Origin of the sequence: Desulfovibrio legallii (assembly GCF_004309735.1) — a bacterium.
GTDB classification, from domain to species: Bacteria; Desulfobacterota; Desulfovibrionia; order Desulfovibrionales; family Desulfovibrionaceae; genus Desulfovibrio; species Desulfovibrio legallii.
Map to the genome: position 1 here is coordinate 21,474 of NZ_SIXC01000002.1, position 18,838 is coordinate 40,311.

Consider the following 18,838-nt stretch of genomic DNA (forward strand, 5'->3'; position numbering starts at 1 on the left):
GGGGCGACGGCTATCGAAAACCTCGCAGGTTGTAAGGCTATCGTTTCAATCCACGCCCCCGTGAAGGGGCGACCTTCAGTATTTATTAGCTGTTGCCTTGATCTTTTTGAGTTTCAATCCACGCCCCCGTGAAGGGGCGACGGCTTGCTGCTCACGGGATTCCGCACGATCGGGGGTTTCAATCCACGCCCCCGTGAAGGGGCGACGAGCGCGATTGTGACGGAAGACTTGTCTTGTGACGTTTCAATCCACGCCCCCGTGAAGGGGCGACCTGCCCGGTGTTGCTGTTGAGCCAACTCAACAGAGTTTCAATCCACGCCCCCGTGAAGGGGCGACGCCTCGCCACTGGTCCAATGCTTCCACCTTATCAAGTTTCAATCCACGCCCCCGTGAAGGGGCGACGCCCGTTGGGCGGCCACATCGGCGAAAAAGGCCTGTTTCAATCCACGCCCCCGTGAAGGGGCGACTTAACCAGCAGGCTGATATGGCAACCGCGGCACTGGTTTCAATCCACGCCCCCGTGAAGGGGCGACGGCCGTTGACGAGGCCGACCGCATCCGCGAGGACGTTTCAATCCACGCCCCCGTGAAGGGGCGACTATATGCAGCTGGCAAGCGTCGCGGGCTGACGGAGGTTTCAATCCACGCCCCCGTGAAGGGGCGACGCAGGATGTTGGGGGCATGTTCAATGCCCTGGCGGTTTCAATCCACGCCCCCGTGAAGGGGCGACCTGACGCTCATCCCTTATGCTGCGAAGGAGATTGTTTCAATCCACGCCCCCGTGAAGGGGCGACTCGCCCTTGCTGGCCTCGGCGCAAGACACCTTGCGTTTCAATCCACGCCCCCGTGAAGGGGCGACCTTGCCAAAACCGGCAATCGTGGACCGCAAGCTAGTTTCAATCCACGCCCCCGTGAAGGGGCGACGGCGGTGGCGTATCTTATGGATGATGACACACGCGTTTCAATCCACGCCCCCGTGAAGGGGCGACCTGAGCCTTTGGCCATGCCATTATGGGACATGGCAGTTTCAATCCACGCCCCCGTGAAGGGGCGACCCCCTGGTATCGAATCAATAAGAATTGAATATACTGTTTCAATCCACGCCCCCGTGAAGGGGCGACCCGTCTATATTGACGGCAACCCGGAAGCCGGGATTGTTTCAATCCACGCCCCCGTGAAGGGGCGACTTTTTGCATTGAACGGATATAGGCTGAAAGACAAAAGTTTCAATCCACGCCCCCGTGAAGGGGCGACAATTCCCATGAGACCTGGGATTCGTTTTCATCGGTTTCAATCCACGCCCCCGTGAAGGGGCGACAGGAAAAAACCGCCAAGGCACCAAAACCCAAGTCTGTTTCAATCCACGCCCCCGTGAAGGGGCGACTTCTATGGGTCTTCCATGGCGCCGTCTGTGGAACGTTTCAATCCACGCCCCCGTGAAGGGGCGACGCCTTGGATAAGCACGTTGACCAGCTTGTAGTCGTTTCAATCCACGCCCCCGTGAAGGGGCGACCTTGGGCCTATCATTTTGGCCTTGGATAGTAATAGGTTTCAATCCACGCCCCCGTGAAGGGGCGACCTGGCCCCGGTGGGACGTGGCGGCAAGGTGATAGCTGTTTCAATCCACGCCCCCGTGAAGGGGCGACTCTGATATTCATCACCGCGGATACAGCATTCAAAGAGTTTCAATCCACGCCCCCGTGAAGGGGCGACGCAGCATAAACTGCTCCGCTCATAGTGGTTCGAAAGTTTCAATCCACGCCCCCGTGAAGGGGCGACGTCGCACAATCGCTGACCGTGTCCAAATCGCTGCTGTTTCAATCCACGCCCCCGTGAAGGGGCGACGGGACGCGGGGCCGACCCCCGCACGATTTTGGGCAAGTTTCAATCCACGCCCCCGTGAAGGGGCGACCCGGGCCGGGAGGGCTGCCCTGGGGGGCTGCCGGGTTTCAATCCACGCCCCCGTGAAGGGGCGACCACAAATACGACGTGCGCGTCCGGGCCGTCAGCGGTTTCAATCCACGCCCCCGTGAAGGGGCGACATTATCCACATAACCGGACAACTGTTCGGTAGCCAGTTTCAATCCACGCCCCCGTGAAGGGGCGACTTGCCACACGTTCATTTCTGTATCGCAGATAAAGTTGTTTCAATCCACGCCCCCGTGAAGGGGCGACTCTCCCACGCCGAGAGGGGCGCAAAAATAAGGAGTGTTTCAATCCACGCCCCCGTGAAGGGGCGACCATGATTTCCACAATGCCCACCATGCGCTTGGTGTTTCAATCCACGCCCCCGTGAAGGGGCGACCGCTAACGGCTACCGCTCCAATGAGTATTGATGGTGTTTCAATCCACGCCCCCGTGAAGGGGCGACGCCCCGCTGGGGGACTGACCGTCGCCGGTTTTAAGTTTCAATCCACGCCCCCGTGAAGGGGCGACGCGGAAGTTGCCCGGCTGGATTCGCTGGCTTTGCGTTTCAATCCACGCCCCCGTGAAGGGGCGACATCGACGGGATTGAACAGGATGGCTGGCGGTCAGTTTCAATCCACGCCCCCGTGAAGGGGCGACTACCGCCGAGGCAGTTCGCCGCGCGGAGATAGAGGGTTTCAATCCACGCCCCCGTGAAGGGGCGACTGCGGCAGTCAAAGAAATGGCCGCCGTAGAAATGCGTTTCAATCCACGCCCCCGTGAAGGGGCGACCTAGCCATGGCTTCCCCCCCCCCTGTTTGAGAAGTTTCAATCCACGCCCCCGTGAAGGGGCGACCCAAGCTGCGGGCCGAGGGCGGATACAGCGACTGGTTTCAATCCACGCCCCCGTGAAGGGGCGACCCAGTACAATTGCAACTCGCCGTTTTCGTAGGCGGTTTCAATCCACGCCCCCGTGAAGGGGCGACAGACCCTTGCCGTAAGTACGGTGGCAACTGCGCGTGTTTCAATCCACGCCCCCGTGAAGGGGCGACGGATATGGCCCGGTCTGCCAGGGCGATATCCAGCGTTTCAATCCACGCCCCCGTGAAGGGGCGACGGGCCACGTGCCGCAGGGTTACCCGGTCGGGCATGTTTCAATCCACGCCCCCGTGAAGGGGCGACGCACTGTGGATTTTGCCGCGCCTGACGGCAAACACGTTTCAATCCACGCCCCCGTGAAGGGGCGACTTTTGGCAACCAGCTTATGTTATTGATAAAGGCCATGTTTCAATCCACGCCCCCGTGAAGGGGCGACGCGCAGCATTGGCCTGTACCGTGAGGCCCAGACAGTTTCAATCCACGCCCCCGTGAAGGGGCGACGATTTCCTGCTGGATAACATCTGGCGCCGGGGCCGTTTCAATCCACGCCCCCGTGAAGGGGCGACCTTGTTCACAAACTTGCCGCTGCCGGCATCCAACTGCTGTTTCAATCCACGCCCCCGTGAAGGGGCGACGCAGCAGGGCATGGATAGCGTGGCTGATCTGCAGGTTTCAATCCACGCCCCCGTGAAGGGGCGACATTGAAATCAGTTACAAGCCTGCGCATCACAGTTGTTTCAATCCACGCCCCCGTGAAGGGGCGACAGGACCTTGACGTGTCGTTGTGTGCAGTCTCTACGGTTTCAATCCACGCCCCCGTGAAGGGGCGACGCGCTGAATTAGGACGTCTGAGCGCAAGCTGGGTTTCAATCCACGCCCCCGTGAAGGGGCGACCCCATGTTCATGCGCCACGATTCGGCAACGTCCTTGTTTCAATCCACGCCCCCGTGAAGGGGCGACTAAGGGTGACGCTGTAGCCGCAAAGGTTGCAGCTGTTTCAATCCACGCCCCCGTGAAGGGGCGACTGGCGCAGCCCGCCCAGCCGAAAAAGGAGCAGCAGTTTCAATCCACGCCCCCGTGAAGGGGCGACCCATTCCGCTTCGGCCAGCAGCGCCGAAGAAACCGTTTCAATCCACGCCCCCGTGAAGGGGCGACTGTTGCGGCAGACGGTAGCGGGGGTCCCGGCAGATGTTTCAATCCACGCCCCCGTGAAGGGGCGACACGGTTATCAATCCACCAAGATGCCTTTGTCATTGTTTCAATCCACGCCCCCGTGAAGGGGCGACCGTTATGGCGGCCATAACCCGGCAGAGTCAGGGCGTTTCAATCCACGCCCCCGTGAAGGGGCGACCTCCTGTGCCGCAACAGCAGGTAACCCTGGATGGGGTTTCAATCCACGCCCCCGTGAAGGGGCGACGTACGTTGTTTTGGTTTACTCCCTGTGCGCTGAGGGTTTCAATCCACGCCCCCGTGAAGGGGCGACTGATCCGCGGGCCCTAGTCCACATTGTTGGGATAGTTTCAATCCACGCCCCCGTGAAGGGGCGACCAGCCCAAGGGCTTTGGCCATGCCGGTGTCTGATGTTTCAATCCACGCCCCCGTGAAGGGGCGACCCCAGCCCGCACCTGTACCGCCTTGGGTGTGGAGGTTTCAATCCACGCCCCCGTGAAGGGGCGACGTCTGCGCTGGCATGATACATATAAGCCGCCATTTTGTTTCAATCCACGCCCCCGTGAAGGGGCGACCTTGATATTTTCAGGGCGCACGGGGTCGCGGAGTAGTTTCAATCCACGCCCCCGTGAAGGGGCGACGATGGCGGTGTGGCGTCCGTGGGGGACGGACGAAGTTTCAATCCACGCCCCCGTGAAGGGGCGACACGCTATCAGCCGTGGCGATGGTAAGCACATCGTAGTTTCAATCCACGCCCCCGTGAAGGGGCGACGAGCCGGAGAGGAGAGATAACCCCCGGCTATCGAGTTTCAATCCACGCCCCCGTGAAGGGGCGACTGCACTTCGTCCGCCTTGCCGCCGGCATTGTCCTTGTTTCAATCCACGCCCCCGTGAAGGGGCGACCCAACCAAGGGGCTGAGCCGTTCCGAAAAATTGGGTTTCAATCCACGCCCCCGTGAAGGGGCGACGTGCCAGCCATGAGGGTCGCCAAAGCGAATGATTGGTTTCAATCCACGCCCCCGTGAAGGGGCGACTGCGGCAGAGGGCATGCGGACTGCGGCTGCGCGGTTTCAATCCACGCCCCCGTGAAGGGGCGACGCTGGCCAAATCGTAAAAAGCTCATGAGGGAACGGTTTCAATCCACGCCCCCGTGAAGGGGCGACTTCGAGGTGGCGCCAGAAATCGATGATGACCGGAGTTTCAATCCACGCCCCCGTGAAGGGGCGACCATTTCCCGGCAGGGGATAGCCGGGGGATTGGTAGTTTCAATCCACGCCCCCGTGAAGGGGCGACCTGGGGCGATGTGCCCTTGCAGGGCCTCCAACAAGTTTCAATCCACGCCCCCGTGAAGGGGCGACCTTTGTCGCGGCGTTCGGCGCGCCGGGGGAAGGGGTTTCAATCCACGCCCCCGTGAAGGGGCGACTTCGAAAGCCGCTTGGCGGGCATCCGTCATCCCGTGTTTCAATCCACGCCCCCGTGAAGGGGCGACGGCTGCGAGGCTAACCCCCGACGCGGGGGAGGAGGTTTCAATCCACGCCCCCGTGAAGGGGCGACGGGGGCCCAGAATCCGCCGCAGGTCCGCAGCATCAGTTTCAATCCACGCCCCCGTGAAGGGGCGACGGGCGAACTGCCCCCATTTCACCTATTGTTGCCCGTTTCAATCCACGCCCCCGTGAAGGGGCGACGGCCATTGCCTATGGCCTTTACGAGCAGGCCCGCGTTTCAATCCACGCCCCCGTGAAGGGGCGACAATTTCTGAATGAGCACCGTCCCAGGGGCCCGCGCGTTTCAATCCACGCCCCCGTGAAGGGGCGACTGGGACAAGCAAGCAGCACCATGGCATCACAAACGTTTCAATCCACGCCCCCGCAGGTAAGCACCAGCGTGTTGCCCACCCAGTTGTTTCAATCCACGCCCCCGTGAAGGGGCGACGATCATGCCCCTGCCAGCCGTTCAGCAGCGCAGGAGTTTCAATCCACGCCCCCGTGAAGGGGCGACCCCCCCTCTTTGTCTTTATGCGTAAGAGCAGGAGTTTCAATCCACGCCCCCGTGAAGGGGCGACTATATCGAGCGGGTCGCGGGCTATAGTTCCGCCTACGTTTCAATCCACGCCCCCGTGAAGGGGCGACGGGCAACAGCTTATTGGTCACAACCTTGGCCAGGGTTTCAATCCACGCCCCCGTGAAGGGGCGACGGTTGTCACCGGCTTTGTTGCCGCAATGTGGACAGTTTCAATCCACGCCCCCGTGAAGGGGCGACCCTTTAAAACCGTGATTAGCTCAAACTACGCACGTTTCAATCCACGCCCCCGTGAAGGGGCGACCCCATGGAGCGGGGCCGAGGCTTCCGCGGTAAAAGTTTCAATCCACGCCCCCGTGAAGGGGCGACCACGGAGGTTGTGGCGTCAAGCACCAAACAGCTTGTTTCAATCCACGCCCCCGTGAAGGGGCGACCGCCATTGTGCCGTCGGGCGCGTCTGTCATCCCTGTTTCAATCCACGCCCCCGTGAAGGGGCGACGAACATTTCCAGCGTCAGATCGAGGCGCTCAAGGCGTTTCAATCCACGCCCCCGTGAAGGGGCGACAGCGTCATATTGCAAGTCTCCTTGATATGGTTGATGTTTCAATCCACGCCCCCGTGAAGGGGCGACATAAAAGCGTCTTTAACCTCCTCTTTCTCCCTTAGTTTCAATCCACGCCCCCGTGAAGGGGCGACGTAACAAAGGCCCTGGCTGACCCCGAAACGCTGGTGTTTCAATCCACGCCCCCGTGAAGGGGCGACGTTTGTGCTGGCGGGTTTTGTTCAAATAGCCAGAGTTTCAATCCACGCCCCCGTGAAGGGGCGACGTGCGGGCCCTGGGGCGCTAGACAATTAGTCCGCCGTTTCAATCCACGCCCCCGTGAAGGGGCGACTACGGCCCCAACTGGTCCGCCAAGAACTGCACCGGTTTCAATCCACGCCCCCGTGAAGGGGCGACAGGATATGGCCCGGTCTGCCAGGGCGATATCCAAAGTTTCAATCCACGCCCCCGTGAAGGGGCGACCCGGCAGCGGCTGGAATCCGACGTGTCTACTCGTGTTTCAATCCACGCCCCCGTGAAGGGGCGACAAAGCATGGACGCCGTGCTCACCGTTGCCACGCGAGTTTCAATCCACGCCCCCGTGAAGGGGCGACTTTTGGTGCGCATCTAGGTCGTCAGGATACGCGAGTTTCAATCCACGCCCCCGTGAAGGGGCGACCCTTGGCGTTTTCGATGGGTATGACGGTGTCATGTTTCAATCCACGCCCCCGTGAAGGGGCGACATGGCGCGCGCTATTTCTGCCTGTGTTCCGGCAGTTTCAATCCACGCCCCCGTGAAGGGGCGACCAAGGTGTCTCCCAATGGAGAGATATCCGCAAGGGTTTCAATCCACGCCCCCGTGAAGGGGCGACTGCCAACACTGCGGGAGAGATACGGGGTATTAACGTTTCAATCCACGCCCCCGTGAAGGGGCGACGCAGGCCAGAGGTTAGAATAACTTTTAGGCATAAGTTTCAATCCACGCCCCCGTGAAGGGGCGACCGGCGAGGCCCATGCCGGCGGAACGCAGACTTTTGTTTCAATCCACGCCCCCGTGAAGGGGCGACCGGTTAAGGAGCGGGAGGCCGAGCAGCTCGGTCTTGTTTCAATCCACGCCCCCGTGAAGGGGCGACGCACGTCCTGACGGGGTGGGGGTGTGCCGTGGTTGTTTCAATCCACGCCCCCGTGAAGGGGCGACAATTTCTGAATGAGCACCGTCCCAGGGGCCCGCGCGTTTCAATCCACGCCCCCGTGAAGGGGCGACTGGGACAAGCAAGCAGCACCATGGCATCACAAACGTTTCAATCCACGCCCCAGCTGGTCCCGCGTTGTCCGGCTGGCCCGGTTTCAATCCACGCCCCCGTGAAGGGGCGACCAGGCGCTGCATGACCATGATGATTGGGGTATGCTCAGTTTCAATCCACGCCCCCGTGAAGGGGCGACGGGCCATATCCTTGGCCATGGAGGCGACAAGCCCAGTTTCAATCCACGCCCCCGTGAAGGGGCGACCTACTTTTGCGCAAAGTTGTCCTTTGAGATTGAGTTTCAATCCACGCCCCCGTGAAGGGGCGACAGGGACGGATAAAGAGCGCAGTTATTGGCAAGAGGTTTCAATCCACGCCCCCGTGAAGGGGCGACCCTCGTAATGCTAACCCAGCCGTCAGCACCCTTAGTTTCAATCCACGCCCCCGTGAAGGGGCGACCTGGCCCCATCGTGCATATCGGGGCATGGTCTGTGTTTCAATCCACGCCCCCGTGAAGGGGCGACATCAATGAGGGCCCAAATGCCCACAAACCCCAGGGTGTTTCAATCCACGCCCCCGTGAAGGGGCGACCAGCAGGCCGAGGATCGTATCCACCGTATCGGGCGTTTCAATCCACGCCCCCGTGAAGGGGCGACCGTCGCCCAGGCCGATGAAGTTTTTCAGTCCGCTGTTTCAATCCACGCCCCCGTGAAGGGGCGACTCCACGACGTTGTTACTTGTCTTAATTTCCGTAGTTTCAATCCACGCCCCCGTGAAGGGGCGACTTTATGAGACCTCGGAACGGTTTACCCTGGAGATAGTTTCAATCCACGCCCCCGTGAAGGGGCGACCACAGGCTAAGGAGTTTTTGCCGTAGTGCCACCGTTTCAATCCACGCCCCCGTGAAGGGGCGACCTACCAAGCTCTAGCCTGGGAGGTCGGGGCATATGTTTCAATCCACGCCCCCGTGAAGGGGCGACACACACGCGCTTATCTGCTCGACGACGCCAATGATGTTTCAATCCACGCCCCCGTGAAGGGGCGACGCTGCCATGTCCCATAATGGCATGGCCAAAGGCTCATGTTTCAATCCACGCCCCCGTGAAGGGGCGACTTGCGGGTGCGCGAATAGCTGCGCGTACGCTCAAGGTTTCAATCCACGCCCCCGTGAAGGGGCGACTGGAAGCCGTGATTGAGGAAGCCCAGGACGAAATGGTTTCAATCCACGCCCCCGTGAAGGGGCGACTTCAGGTTGCTGGCAAACAGTCAAGTCCATACCCAGTTTCAATCCACGCCCCCGTGAAGGGGCGACCACCACGCAAAAACTGCGCGTCGTCCGGGGAAGCGGTTTCAATCCACGCCCCCGTGAAGGGGCGACCTTATTTGGACGGGTTCGCGTTCCAGCCAGCATCGTTTCAATCCACGCCCCCGTGAAGGGGCGACCTATCCGCGAGGCTGACCGGCTGAGTGCCTTGTGCGTTTCAATCCACGCCCCCGTGAAGGGGCGACGGGCGGCCTTGAGCAATTCCGGCAGGTCTTCCACGTTTCAATCCACGCCCCCGTGAAGGGGCGACCCGACGAGTTGATGGCTGTGTACCGCGGCGAAACAGTTTCAATCCACGCCCCCGTGAAGGGGCGACTCAAAAATTTTGGAGAGTACGTGTCGGCGGCTGCCGTTTCAATCCACGCCCCCGTGAAGGGGCGACCCAAATCATGGCCAAGGCTGCGCAGCCAGCGCAGAGTTTCAATCCACGCCCCCGTGAAGGGGCGGCGAGGCCTTGGTTATCTCCGTCTACGAGGGGCTGACGTTTCAATCCACGCCCCCGTGAAGGGGCGACCCGCCGTTGCTGTTGCCATGCTTGTTGATGCACGGGTTTCAATCCACGCCCCCGTGAAGGGGCGACGGACAACCTTGGCGACCTGGCGCGGGCCTTTCCCGTTTCAATCCACGCCCCCGTGAAGGGGCGACCACGGCCTGGCACCAGGGCGGTGCCACACATGTGGTTTCAATCCACGCCCCCGTGAAGGGGCGACGCTTGGTCGCACATCGTCGATAGATCCAGCAGTGTTTCAATCCACGCCCCCGTGAAGGGGCGACGAGTTTTCGGGGCCTATCCCCCGCTCGCAGATACAGTTTCAATCCACGCCCCCGTGAAGGGGCGACTGTGAGCTTAATGCCGGATATTGGGCTGACGGTGTGTTTCAATCCACGCCCCCGTGAAGGGGCGACAAACCCTAAATATTTGCCTACATGGTCATTTTTTAGTTTCAATCCACGCCCCCGTGAAGGGGCGACAATAGGTCACAAATTCGCTCCAATTTTCCTCAAGGTTTCAATCCACGCCCCCGTGAAGGGGCGACCGTGCTACAGCACGTTCAGCCCACCATTCTGCGTTTCAATCCACGCCCCCGTGAAGGGGCGACGATGGCGGTGTGGCGTCCGTGGGGGACGGACGAAGTTTCAATCCACGCCCCCGTGAAGGGGCGACGATGGCGGTGTGGCGTCCGTGGGGGACGGACGAAGTTTCAATCCACGCCCCCGTGAAGGGGCGACCCCGTGTCGCGCTGCCGGTTGTGTGGGGCGGCCCGTTTCAATCCACGCCCCCGTGAAGGGGCGACTGCTGGCCCTGGGGCGCTAGGCAATCAGTCCGTCGTTTCAATCCACGCCCCCGTGAAGGGGCGACTGTTGCGGCGTTGACGGAGCAGCAAGACCATAAGTTTCAATCCACGCCCCCGTGAAGGGGCGACCGTGACCGCCAGCAGCTCCGGCTTGGTCCGCTCCTGTTTCAATCCACGCCCCCGTGAAGGGGCGACACCCATAGCGACATAGTCATGGGGGTCGCCGACGGCGTTTCAATCCACGCCCCCGTGAAGGGGCGACCGATGGCCAGATCGACTTCGGCCTGAGCAATATAGTTTCAATCCACGCCCCCGTGAAGGGGCGACTCTGCGTTCCAAGCAGGGGCGCGTCATTATCGACGTTTCAATCCACGCCCCCGTGAAGGGGCGACAACAGGCATATTCACAGCTTTTCCTCCAATTCTTGTTTCAATCCACGCCCCCGTGAAGGGGCGACGCCATCAAAGGACGTCTGTGCGGGACCGTTCCGCAGTTTCAATCCACGCCCCCGTGAAGGGGCGACCCCGTCGAAAACCCTGCAGGCTGCGGGGCCATCGGTTTCAATCCACGCCCCCGTGAAGGGGCGACCACGGTCGTGCCGTTGTTTTGGGCGTGGGCCTGGGTTTCAATCCACGCCCCCGTGAAGGGGCGACAGCGGCGTTGACGGTGCCGATGTCCGGTTGTCTGGTTTCAATCCACGCCCCCGTGAAGGGGCGACCAGACGCCGAAACGATAAGGGCGGACGCTATAGAAGTTTCAATCCACGCCCCCGTGAAGGGGCGACCTGACGGCCAGCGTGTCGTCAGTGGGGTCCCAGTAGTTTCAATCCACGCCCCCGTGAAGGGGCGACGGTTATCTGCAATTTGAATACAATGGTGTCCTGGATGTTTCAATCCACGCCCCCGTGAAGGGGCGACGCCCAGGCCGGTGATGGATTCCGTGAGGCACTCAGTTTCAATCCACGCCCCCGTGAAGGGGCGACTCTGCGCGGGCTGTTCCTGCGCGGCTTGGGGGGGTTTCAATCCACGCCCCCGTGAAGGGGCGACCAATGAGGACTTGGGCAAGTACATGACCCAGGATGTTTCAATCCACGCCCCCGTGAAGGGGCGACGACCCAGTGTCCATACTGGACCTGATAAGGTTGTTTGGTTTCAATCCACGCCCCCGTGAAGGGGCGACGGGTCACCCAGCCGGGGCGGGGCGTGTTGTCGTAGTTTCAATCCACGCCCCCGTGAAGGGGCGACAGGCCGGGCTTTGGCGCATCCCGGCAAAAAAGATGTTTCAATCCACGCCCCCGTGAAGGGGCGACCCCCCCCGCCGTGGGGGGTGTAAGCCATGTGGCGTGTTTCAATCCACGCCCCCGTGAAGGGGCGACCCTGATCCAGCGCGCGGCCAAGCTGTTTGCCAGTTGTTTCAATCCACGCCCCCGTGAAGGGGCGACCGCAGGCTCAGGCTGTGATTTTCTCCACCTGTTTTCAGTTTCAATCCACGCCCCCGTGAAGGGGCGACCGAGTACCCTTTTTTAAGGTATCATAACACGCAGTTTCAATCCACGCCCCCGTGAAGGGGCGACCTAGTTCACGAAAATAAAGATATGCGCTTAAATCGTTTCAATCCACGCCCCCGTGAAGGGGCGACGGAGATGCAGGGAAAATGCGGCGGGCTGATTGATGTTTCAATCCACACCCCCGTGAAGGGGCGACTCTTACGGTTTGGATGTCGCCCATCGGCATTTTTGTTTCAATCCACACCCCCGTGAAGGGGCGACGTTATCTAGGGAGGCCCTCAATGCTTCTGGATGCGTTTCAATCCACACCCCCGTGAAGGGGCGACTCATTTGTCATTATATCATACCTAGTTTAGTAAAGTTTCAATCCACACCCCCGTGAAGGGGCGACCGCATAACACAGACGGGAGAGATACACTACTATGGGTTTCAATCCACACCCCCGTGAAGGGGCGACTGACGGTCACCCCTGAAGAGCGCCTGGCGCGTATCGTTTCAATCCACACCCCCGTGAAGGGGCGACGTTTGGTACTCAAGGCGCTTACTGGCTTGGTCAAGTTTCAATCCACGCCCCCGTGAAGGGGCGACCTTCTTTTAACCAAGGCGAGGAATGCTATGTTCAAGTTTCAATCCACGCCCCCGTGAAGGGGCGACCGTCCCGCCCCGGCGACGTAACCGAGGTGGAAATTGGTTTCAATCCACGCCCCCGTGAAGGGGCGACCTGGGGCGGCGGTGGTGTAACCGTGCGCCCTATGAGTTTCAATCCACGCCCCCGTGAAGGGGCGACCTTTACTAAACTAGGTATGATATAATGACAAATGGTTTCAATCCACGCCCCCGTGAAGGGGCGACCCAAGATTGTTACCAAGGAGAGTGGGATTCAGAAGTTTCAATCCACGCCCCCGTGAAGGGGCGACCCAGTAAGGCGCTTGCTGCCGAGGCTGGTGAAGATGTTTCAATCCACGCCCCCGTGAAGGGGCGACCTTTCTTGGCTGGGTGCTGGCCCTGCTTTTTTGCTGGGTTTCAATCCACGCCCCCGTGAAGGGGCGACCCATCAGTCGGAAAGCCTACGGCATAGGCAAATGCGTTTCAATCCACGCCCCCGTGAAGGGGCGACTACATGGACTTGGGTAATACGCTTCATTTTCTTTGTTTCAATCCACGCCCCCGTGAAGGGGCGACCTGTCGGTGTCACACTGATAAACATCCCAATTAACGTTTCAATCCACGCCCCCGTGAAGGGGCGACCCCGGCACGGAAGGCCCCTGCGGCATCCGCGGTGGTTTCAATCCACGCCCCCGTGAAGGGGCGACCCTGCGCACCATGGTCCAGTCGGTTGTCCTGCCGGGTTTCAATCCACGCCCCCGTGAAGGGGCGACCCGAGGCCATGCACCGCTTTGACGCGGCGGTGGACGTTTCAATCCACGCCCCCGTGAAGGGGCGACCCATACATGGCGCAGGAAGTAGGAGGCCCGGCATGGTTTCAATCCACGCCCCCGTGAAGGGGCGACCCAATGAGGAGGCCGCCATTGAGGGCGTGTGGCATGTTTCAATCCACGCCCCCGTGAAGGGGCGACGCAGGAAAAGCACGCCCAGGTCGTGGACTACTACGAGTTTCAATCCACGCCCCCGTGAAGGGGCGACCGTCCTGGATCCAGGCAGGCACCTCGGTGTAGTTGCGTTTCAATCCACGCCCCCGTGAAGGGGCGACCGACGGACGGCCCCGCAGCCATTATCAGCGTGCTTGTTTCAATCCACGCCCCCGTGAAGGGGCGACCCAAAGCCCCGGCTTGAGTTCATAGCGCCGGAGTTGTTTCAATCCACGCCCCCGTGAAGGGGCGACCGCGAGCTGTACCGGCCAGGACAGCGCAATCACGGCAGTTTCAATCCACGCCCCCGTGAAGGGGCGACCTGCCTATGATGCACGATGACGTCCTCGGCTGGCACGTTTCAATCCACGCCCCCGTGAAGGGGCGACCCCGAACAAGAGAAACAGCCGCTCCGTTTTGACAAGTTTCAATCCACGCCCCCGTGAAGGGGCGACCGCTGGGCATTGTGGAAAGCTATGTATCCACCACAGTTTCAATCCACGCCCCCGTGAAGGGGCGACCATGAGCATGGACGCATTTTTGCCTTTGACAAAGGAGTTTCAATCCACGCCCCCGTGAAGGGGCGACTTTGTCGGGGTATCCGACAAAGAATCCCTGTCCAGTTTCAATCCACGCCCCCGTGAAGGGGCGACCCCATCTGTTCGTGAAGCCGGTGGACGCCGGGCTGGTTTCAATCCACGCCCCCGTGAAGGGGCGACCCATACTTTGAAGTACCTGACGCCATTAGCCAAGTTTCAATCCACGCCCCCGTGAAGGGGCGACCGTCGCCGGGGCCTATGTCCCTGTGCCGGACTTTTTGTTTCAATCCACGCCCCCGTGAAGGGGCGACCCTGCCACTGACAGAAGACGTAGGGCTCTGGTCAGTCAGTTTCAATCCACGCCCCCGTGAAGGGGCGACCTCTATAAGCTACTACCTTGAGACGCTAAAAAGCAGTTTCAATCCACGCCCCCGTGAAGGGGCGACCAGATGTAATTTACCTGAGCCTCGGACAGAAGTAAAGTTTCAATCCACGCCCCCGTGAAGGGGCGACCCGCTTTAGAGGTGCTTCATTGCGAGTAGAATACGTTTCAATCCACGCCCCCGTGAAGGGGCGACCGTTGTCTTGGCTGAAGTACGGGGCGATTGTAGTCGTTTCAATCCACGCCCCCGTGAAGGGGCGACCCTGTACATCCTCAAACGCTTGCCAAGTACATACGCGTTTCAATCCACGCCCCCGTGAAGGGGCGACCTTCGTACGAGTTCGATCTTTTGGGGTCGCATATCGTTTCAATCCACGCCCCCGTGAAGGGGCGACCTGCTGCAAGACACGCCGCTCCCTCAGGAAGTGAAGGTTTCAATCCACGCCCCCGTGAAGGGGCGACCTGTGGATACGGAGGTGCGAGTAGCGATGCACTCAAAAGTTTCAATCCACGCCCCCGTGAAGGGGCGACCCGTTGTGCGTTTACAGCCATCTCTTCGCACTCGTTTCAATCCACGCCCCCGTGAAGGGGCGACCTTCGTCAGGGGAAAGACGGCATAGAAGCGTTGAGTTTCAATCCACGCCCCCGTGAAGGGGCGACCTGTTCCTGCGGGCCTTATGGCAGGAGACCTTCGCCTGTTTCAATCCACGCCCCCGTGAAGGGGCGACCGGCGCCTCTATTGTATTCACATATGATGGCGGCGTTTCAATCCACGCCCCCGTGAAGGGGCGACCGCTGGCTGGGCTTGTTGTCGACGATGGTCTGGAAGTTTCAATCCACGCCCCCGTGAAGGGGCGACCGTGGACAAGCCCGCGACTGAAACCCCGGCCATATCGTTTCAATCCACGCCCCCGTGAAGGGGCGACCCCCGGACCGGGAAGGGGAGGCGATCGCCTGGCACCTGTTTCAATCCACGCCCCCGTGAAGGGGCGACCGCAGACAGCGCGCGCCAAAGCTCTTCCTGCAGCAAAGTTTCAATCCACGCCCCCGTGAAGGGGCGACCATTCGCTCCGGTTTTTTTGTTGTCAAAAGACTCAAATGTTTCAATCCACGCCCCCGTGAAGGGGCGACCGTGTTCAACGCACTGGTAATTTTTCCTACCTTGGTTTCAATCCACGCCCCCGTGAAGGGGCGACCGCGCGCTACGACCTGGCGCGCTACCGCAACTGCTTGTTTCAATCCACGCCCCCGTGAAGGGGCGACCCGGACTGCCGGAAGGCCGCGTTATCGACATCGTGTTTCAATCCACGCCCCCGTGAAGGGGCGACCCAAACAACGACATGCCCACGGTGACGGATACCCTGTTTCAATCCACGCCCCCGTGAAGGGGCGACCCGCTGCCCGGATCTCATTCTCAAGTCTGGAGACGTTTCAATCCACGCCCCCGTGAAGGGGCGACCTTGTCGTCAAAGATGGCCTGTCGTGCCGCAGGAGTTTCAATCCACGCCCCCGTGAAGGGGCGACCTCCAAAGTACCGACCAGGTATCCAGTGATCCGGCGTTTCAATCCACGCCCCCGTGAAGGGGCGACCAACAGCCTGTTCCGGGGCCGCCGTGACGGTCTGGGTTTCAATCCACGCCCCCGTGAAGGGGCGACCTAGAAATTTGCGCAAAACTTTATTTTTTGGCAAAGTTTCAATCCACGCCCCCGTGAAGGGGCGACCAGCGGCGTCCAGGCTCTGCACGCCGCGCGGGATACGGGGCGCATTTCCGCGAACGTACGTCCCGCAGCCTCCAGTTGTTCTTCTCAAGCTGAGGCGGTCCTCCTATTTCCGCCACAAGCGGGCCTTGGCGCCATTTGCGAACCCGCTGGGTTTCCGCCACAGCTTGGGGTTCGCGGCGCAGCCAGTTTCTTTATGAAATTTATAGTAAATTCATACCGCAGGGCGATGCTGATGGCAAGATTTTTGGAATCAGTCCGGGGTCTGCGGCGGGCTCGCGGGCACAGGCCACGCCGCAAGGGATGGTGGCAACCCCACAAGACACTTGAGCAGCGGAGGGATACCACTAGGCACACCATTTTGCGCCGAAAAAACGCGTCCGCGATCGTCCACGTAAAGAGCCGGCTTCGGCAAGGGGAAACAGCTTAAAAAACTCCCCCACGCCTTTGCGTCGGTCGCCCTTGCACCTGTGAAGCAGATTACCGCCAAGGGATATACCGCCCCCATGCATGAAAGGCAGGGAAGACGTCATTGGGGCGTAGTATTGCGCAGCCCGGCTTTACGTGCGCCTTTGCGGCAGGCGTCCTGCCCTCGCAGCCGCCAGAACAATTACAGACCAAGGCTGTCTTAAAGCAGACTAACTTATGAATATTTATAAATATTATAACACATTCATTCTTGCGCTTAACCGCGCAAATACATCGCGATTGCGCCTCAACGGCGGGCGCCTGCTGACGCAACCGCCAGGGCATTGCAACGTTGCAATGCCCTAAAAAATGAGCGCGTCGGTTTCCGGGTCATAGCTCTGGCCCGCGCCGTGCTGCTCCACGCGCCGCTGCCAGTTTTTGCCCAAAAAATAAAACCTCAGGCTGTCCTGCGCGGCGTCAAACGCTTCCAGCAATTGCGCACGCAGCGCCGCCCACTGGGCCGGGTCCACCACGCATTCAAACACGGAATACTGCACGCGCTGACCGTAATTGGTGCAGATGCGGGCAATGCGCCGCAACCGCCGTTTGCCGCCGGGGTCTTCAAAACTCACATCATAACTCACCAGCACCAGCATGACTTACTTCCAGAAAAAGGGCGGATACCCGTCCAGATCGCCCCGCAGATATCGCGCCAGCAATTGCGCCTGAATATGGAAGACCAGCCCCAAGGGGAGAGACTGGTTCAGAAAAGGATGGGTCACTTCCTGCTGCTTGCGTTTCTGCCAGGCGGTGAGCACACGCTTGCGCGCGTCGTCGTCCATAAGCACCGCCCCGCTCTCTTTGCGCGCAAAATCCCGGCCGCGCACCTCGCCCCGGTTGATGAGCGAAAGTACTAGCCGATCCGCCACCACAGCGCGGAATTCTTCCATCATATCCAGGGCAAGGCCGGGCCTGCCGGGCCTGTCCCGGTGCAGAAAACCCACCTGTGGATCCAGCCCCACACCCTCCAAAGCGGAACGCACGTCGTGCGCCAACAGGGTATAGACAAACGAGAGCAGACAATTGACCGCATCCAGCGGCGGGCGACGATTGCGCCCGGCAAAGGGGAATTCCTCCCGATTCTGCAGAATCAGACAGTCGAACACGCCAAAATAGGCGCTGGCCGCCTGCCCTTCCATCCCTCGGGCCTGATCCAGACCCAACGGACGGCGCAACTCCTGGGCACAGGCTTCCAACACCTGCAGAGCCTGCCCCACGCGCGCGGCGTCCACCCGCTCACCGTGGTCCCGCAGGCAGCGGCGCAGCACCGTCCGCGTATTGGCCACCTTGCCCGCCAGCACGGCCCGCGCCACCCCGGCCACGCCCGCCGCGTCGTCGGCCTGGCGGTACTGAGCCTTGCGCAGGCGCACATTGCCCTGCTGCGGCCCGCGCACCATGGCCAGAAAGCGGCCGTGCTCCGTCAAAAAAGAAACAGCCAGCCCCTGTTCAGCGCAATGCCCCAGCAAAAAAGGGCTGCACAGCACATTGCCAAAGCAGACAATGCCGTCCAGCACATGCAGAGGGAAGCGCCGCGAAGCCCCGTCCTCGCCCCGCACCAGCACACACTCCCCATCCTTGGAAAGATACGTGCCCTGAGCCGTGATATAGAGGGTATTGAGCAGCTTTTTCATGACAAAAGCCCCCGCAATAAATAGTCCTCCACCCCTTGTCGGGGGGCCTTGGGCATGCAGCGGGAGAGGAGCGAACAGCCCCGGCAGCGCGGGCCGTAGCGCCCCGGCGGCGTGCGGCCGCCCTCCAGCAGGGCGTGCAATCCGGCACAGGATTCCGTCACCACGGCCCGCAGGCGGGCATCAAAGAGCACCCGCTCCCGCCGTCGCGGCTGCCCATAAAAAATGGCCCCTTCAGGAATGTCCCGGCCCAGCATTTCCTCCAGACACATGGCCTGGGCGCAAAGCTGCGCGCGGTCCCAGTCCTCCACCTTGGGGCTGCCCCGCTTGTATTCCACGGGATAGACCATGTCGTCCGCCGATGCTGCGGCTGACGCGCCGTTCTCCCGCCGTTCCACCAGATCGGCAATGCCGTAGAGCCCCAGACGTTCGCTCCTGACCGGCACGCTGCGATCCTCTGCCACACCGCCGCGCGCGCCGGGAAGCCCGGCGTCCACACGGCGGTGCAGCAGACGGCCCTCGGCCGTAAAGCGGTTCTCCTCCCAGACGCCTTCCAGATGAATGAGCGCGCACTGGCGCGGGCAGTACAGATAGTGCTGCAGGGCGGAAAGGGGCAGAAGATCGTCCACG

Annotated in this window: 3 protein-coding genes and 3 CRISPR repeat arrays (1 of these 6 running past the window's edge); all 3 genes read right to left on the reverse strand. The window is 60.9% G+C overall.

Translation table 11 applies throughout. The features are described 5' to 3' along the window. Positions 1-5,770: a CRISPR direct-repeat array (repeat unit 31 nt; unit sequence GTTTCAATCCACGCCCCCGTGAAGGGGCGAC) (it extends 1,196 nt beyond the left edge of the window). A gap of 84 nt (positions 5,771-5,854) precedes the next feature. Beyond that, a CRISPR array of direct repeats spans positions 5,855-7,778; the repeat unit is 31 nt; unit sequence GTTTCAATCCACGCCCCCGTGAAGGGGCGAC. Positions 7,779-7,857: 79 nt separating this feature from the next. Further along, positions 7,858-16,115: a CRISPR direct-repeat array (repeat unit 31 nt; unit sequence GTTTCAATCCACGCCCCCGTGAAGGGGCGAC). 767 nt (positions 16,116-16,882) lie between these two features. Genes cas2 through cas4 form a run of 3 tightly spaced genes read right to left on the reverse strand, consistent with a single transcriptional unit; the run spans position 16,883 to position 18,837 of the window. Next, on the reverse strand, positions 16,883-17,176 hold the full coding sequence (gene cas2, locus EB812_RS01315; RefSeq protein WP_118230349.1) for a CRISPR-associated endonuclease Cas2: 294 nt from the start codon (positions 17,174-17,176) through the stop codon (positions 16,883-16,885). Between the two features lie 3 nt (positions 17,177-17,179). Continuing rightward, positions 17,180-18,211, reverse strand: coding sequence for a type I-C CRISPR-associated endonuclease Cas1c (gene cas1c / locus EB812_RS01320; protein WP_118230348.1), 1,032 nt, complete (start codon positions 18,209-18,211; stop codon positions 17,180-17,182). Beyond that, positions 18,208-18,837 carry a CRISPR-associated protein Cas4 gene (gene cas4, locus EB812_RS01325; protein WP_118230347.1) on the reverse strand — a complete coding sequence of 210 codons (630 nt, stop codon included), beginning with the start codon at positions 18,835-18,837 and terminating at the stop codon, positions 18,208-18,210. Before cas4 ends, cas1c begins: the two co-directional genes overlap by 4 nt. Between the last annotated feature and the right edge of the window lies 1 nt (position 18,838).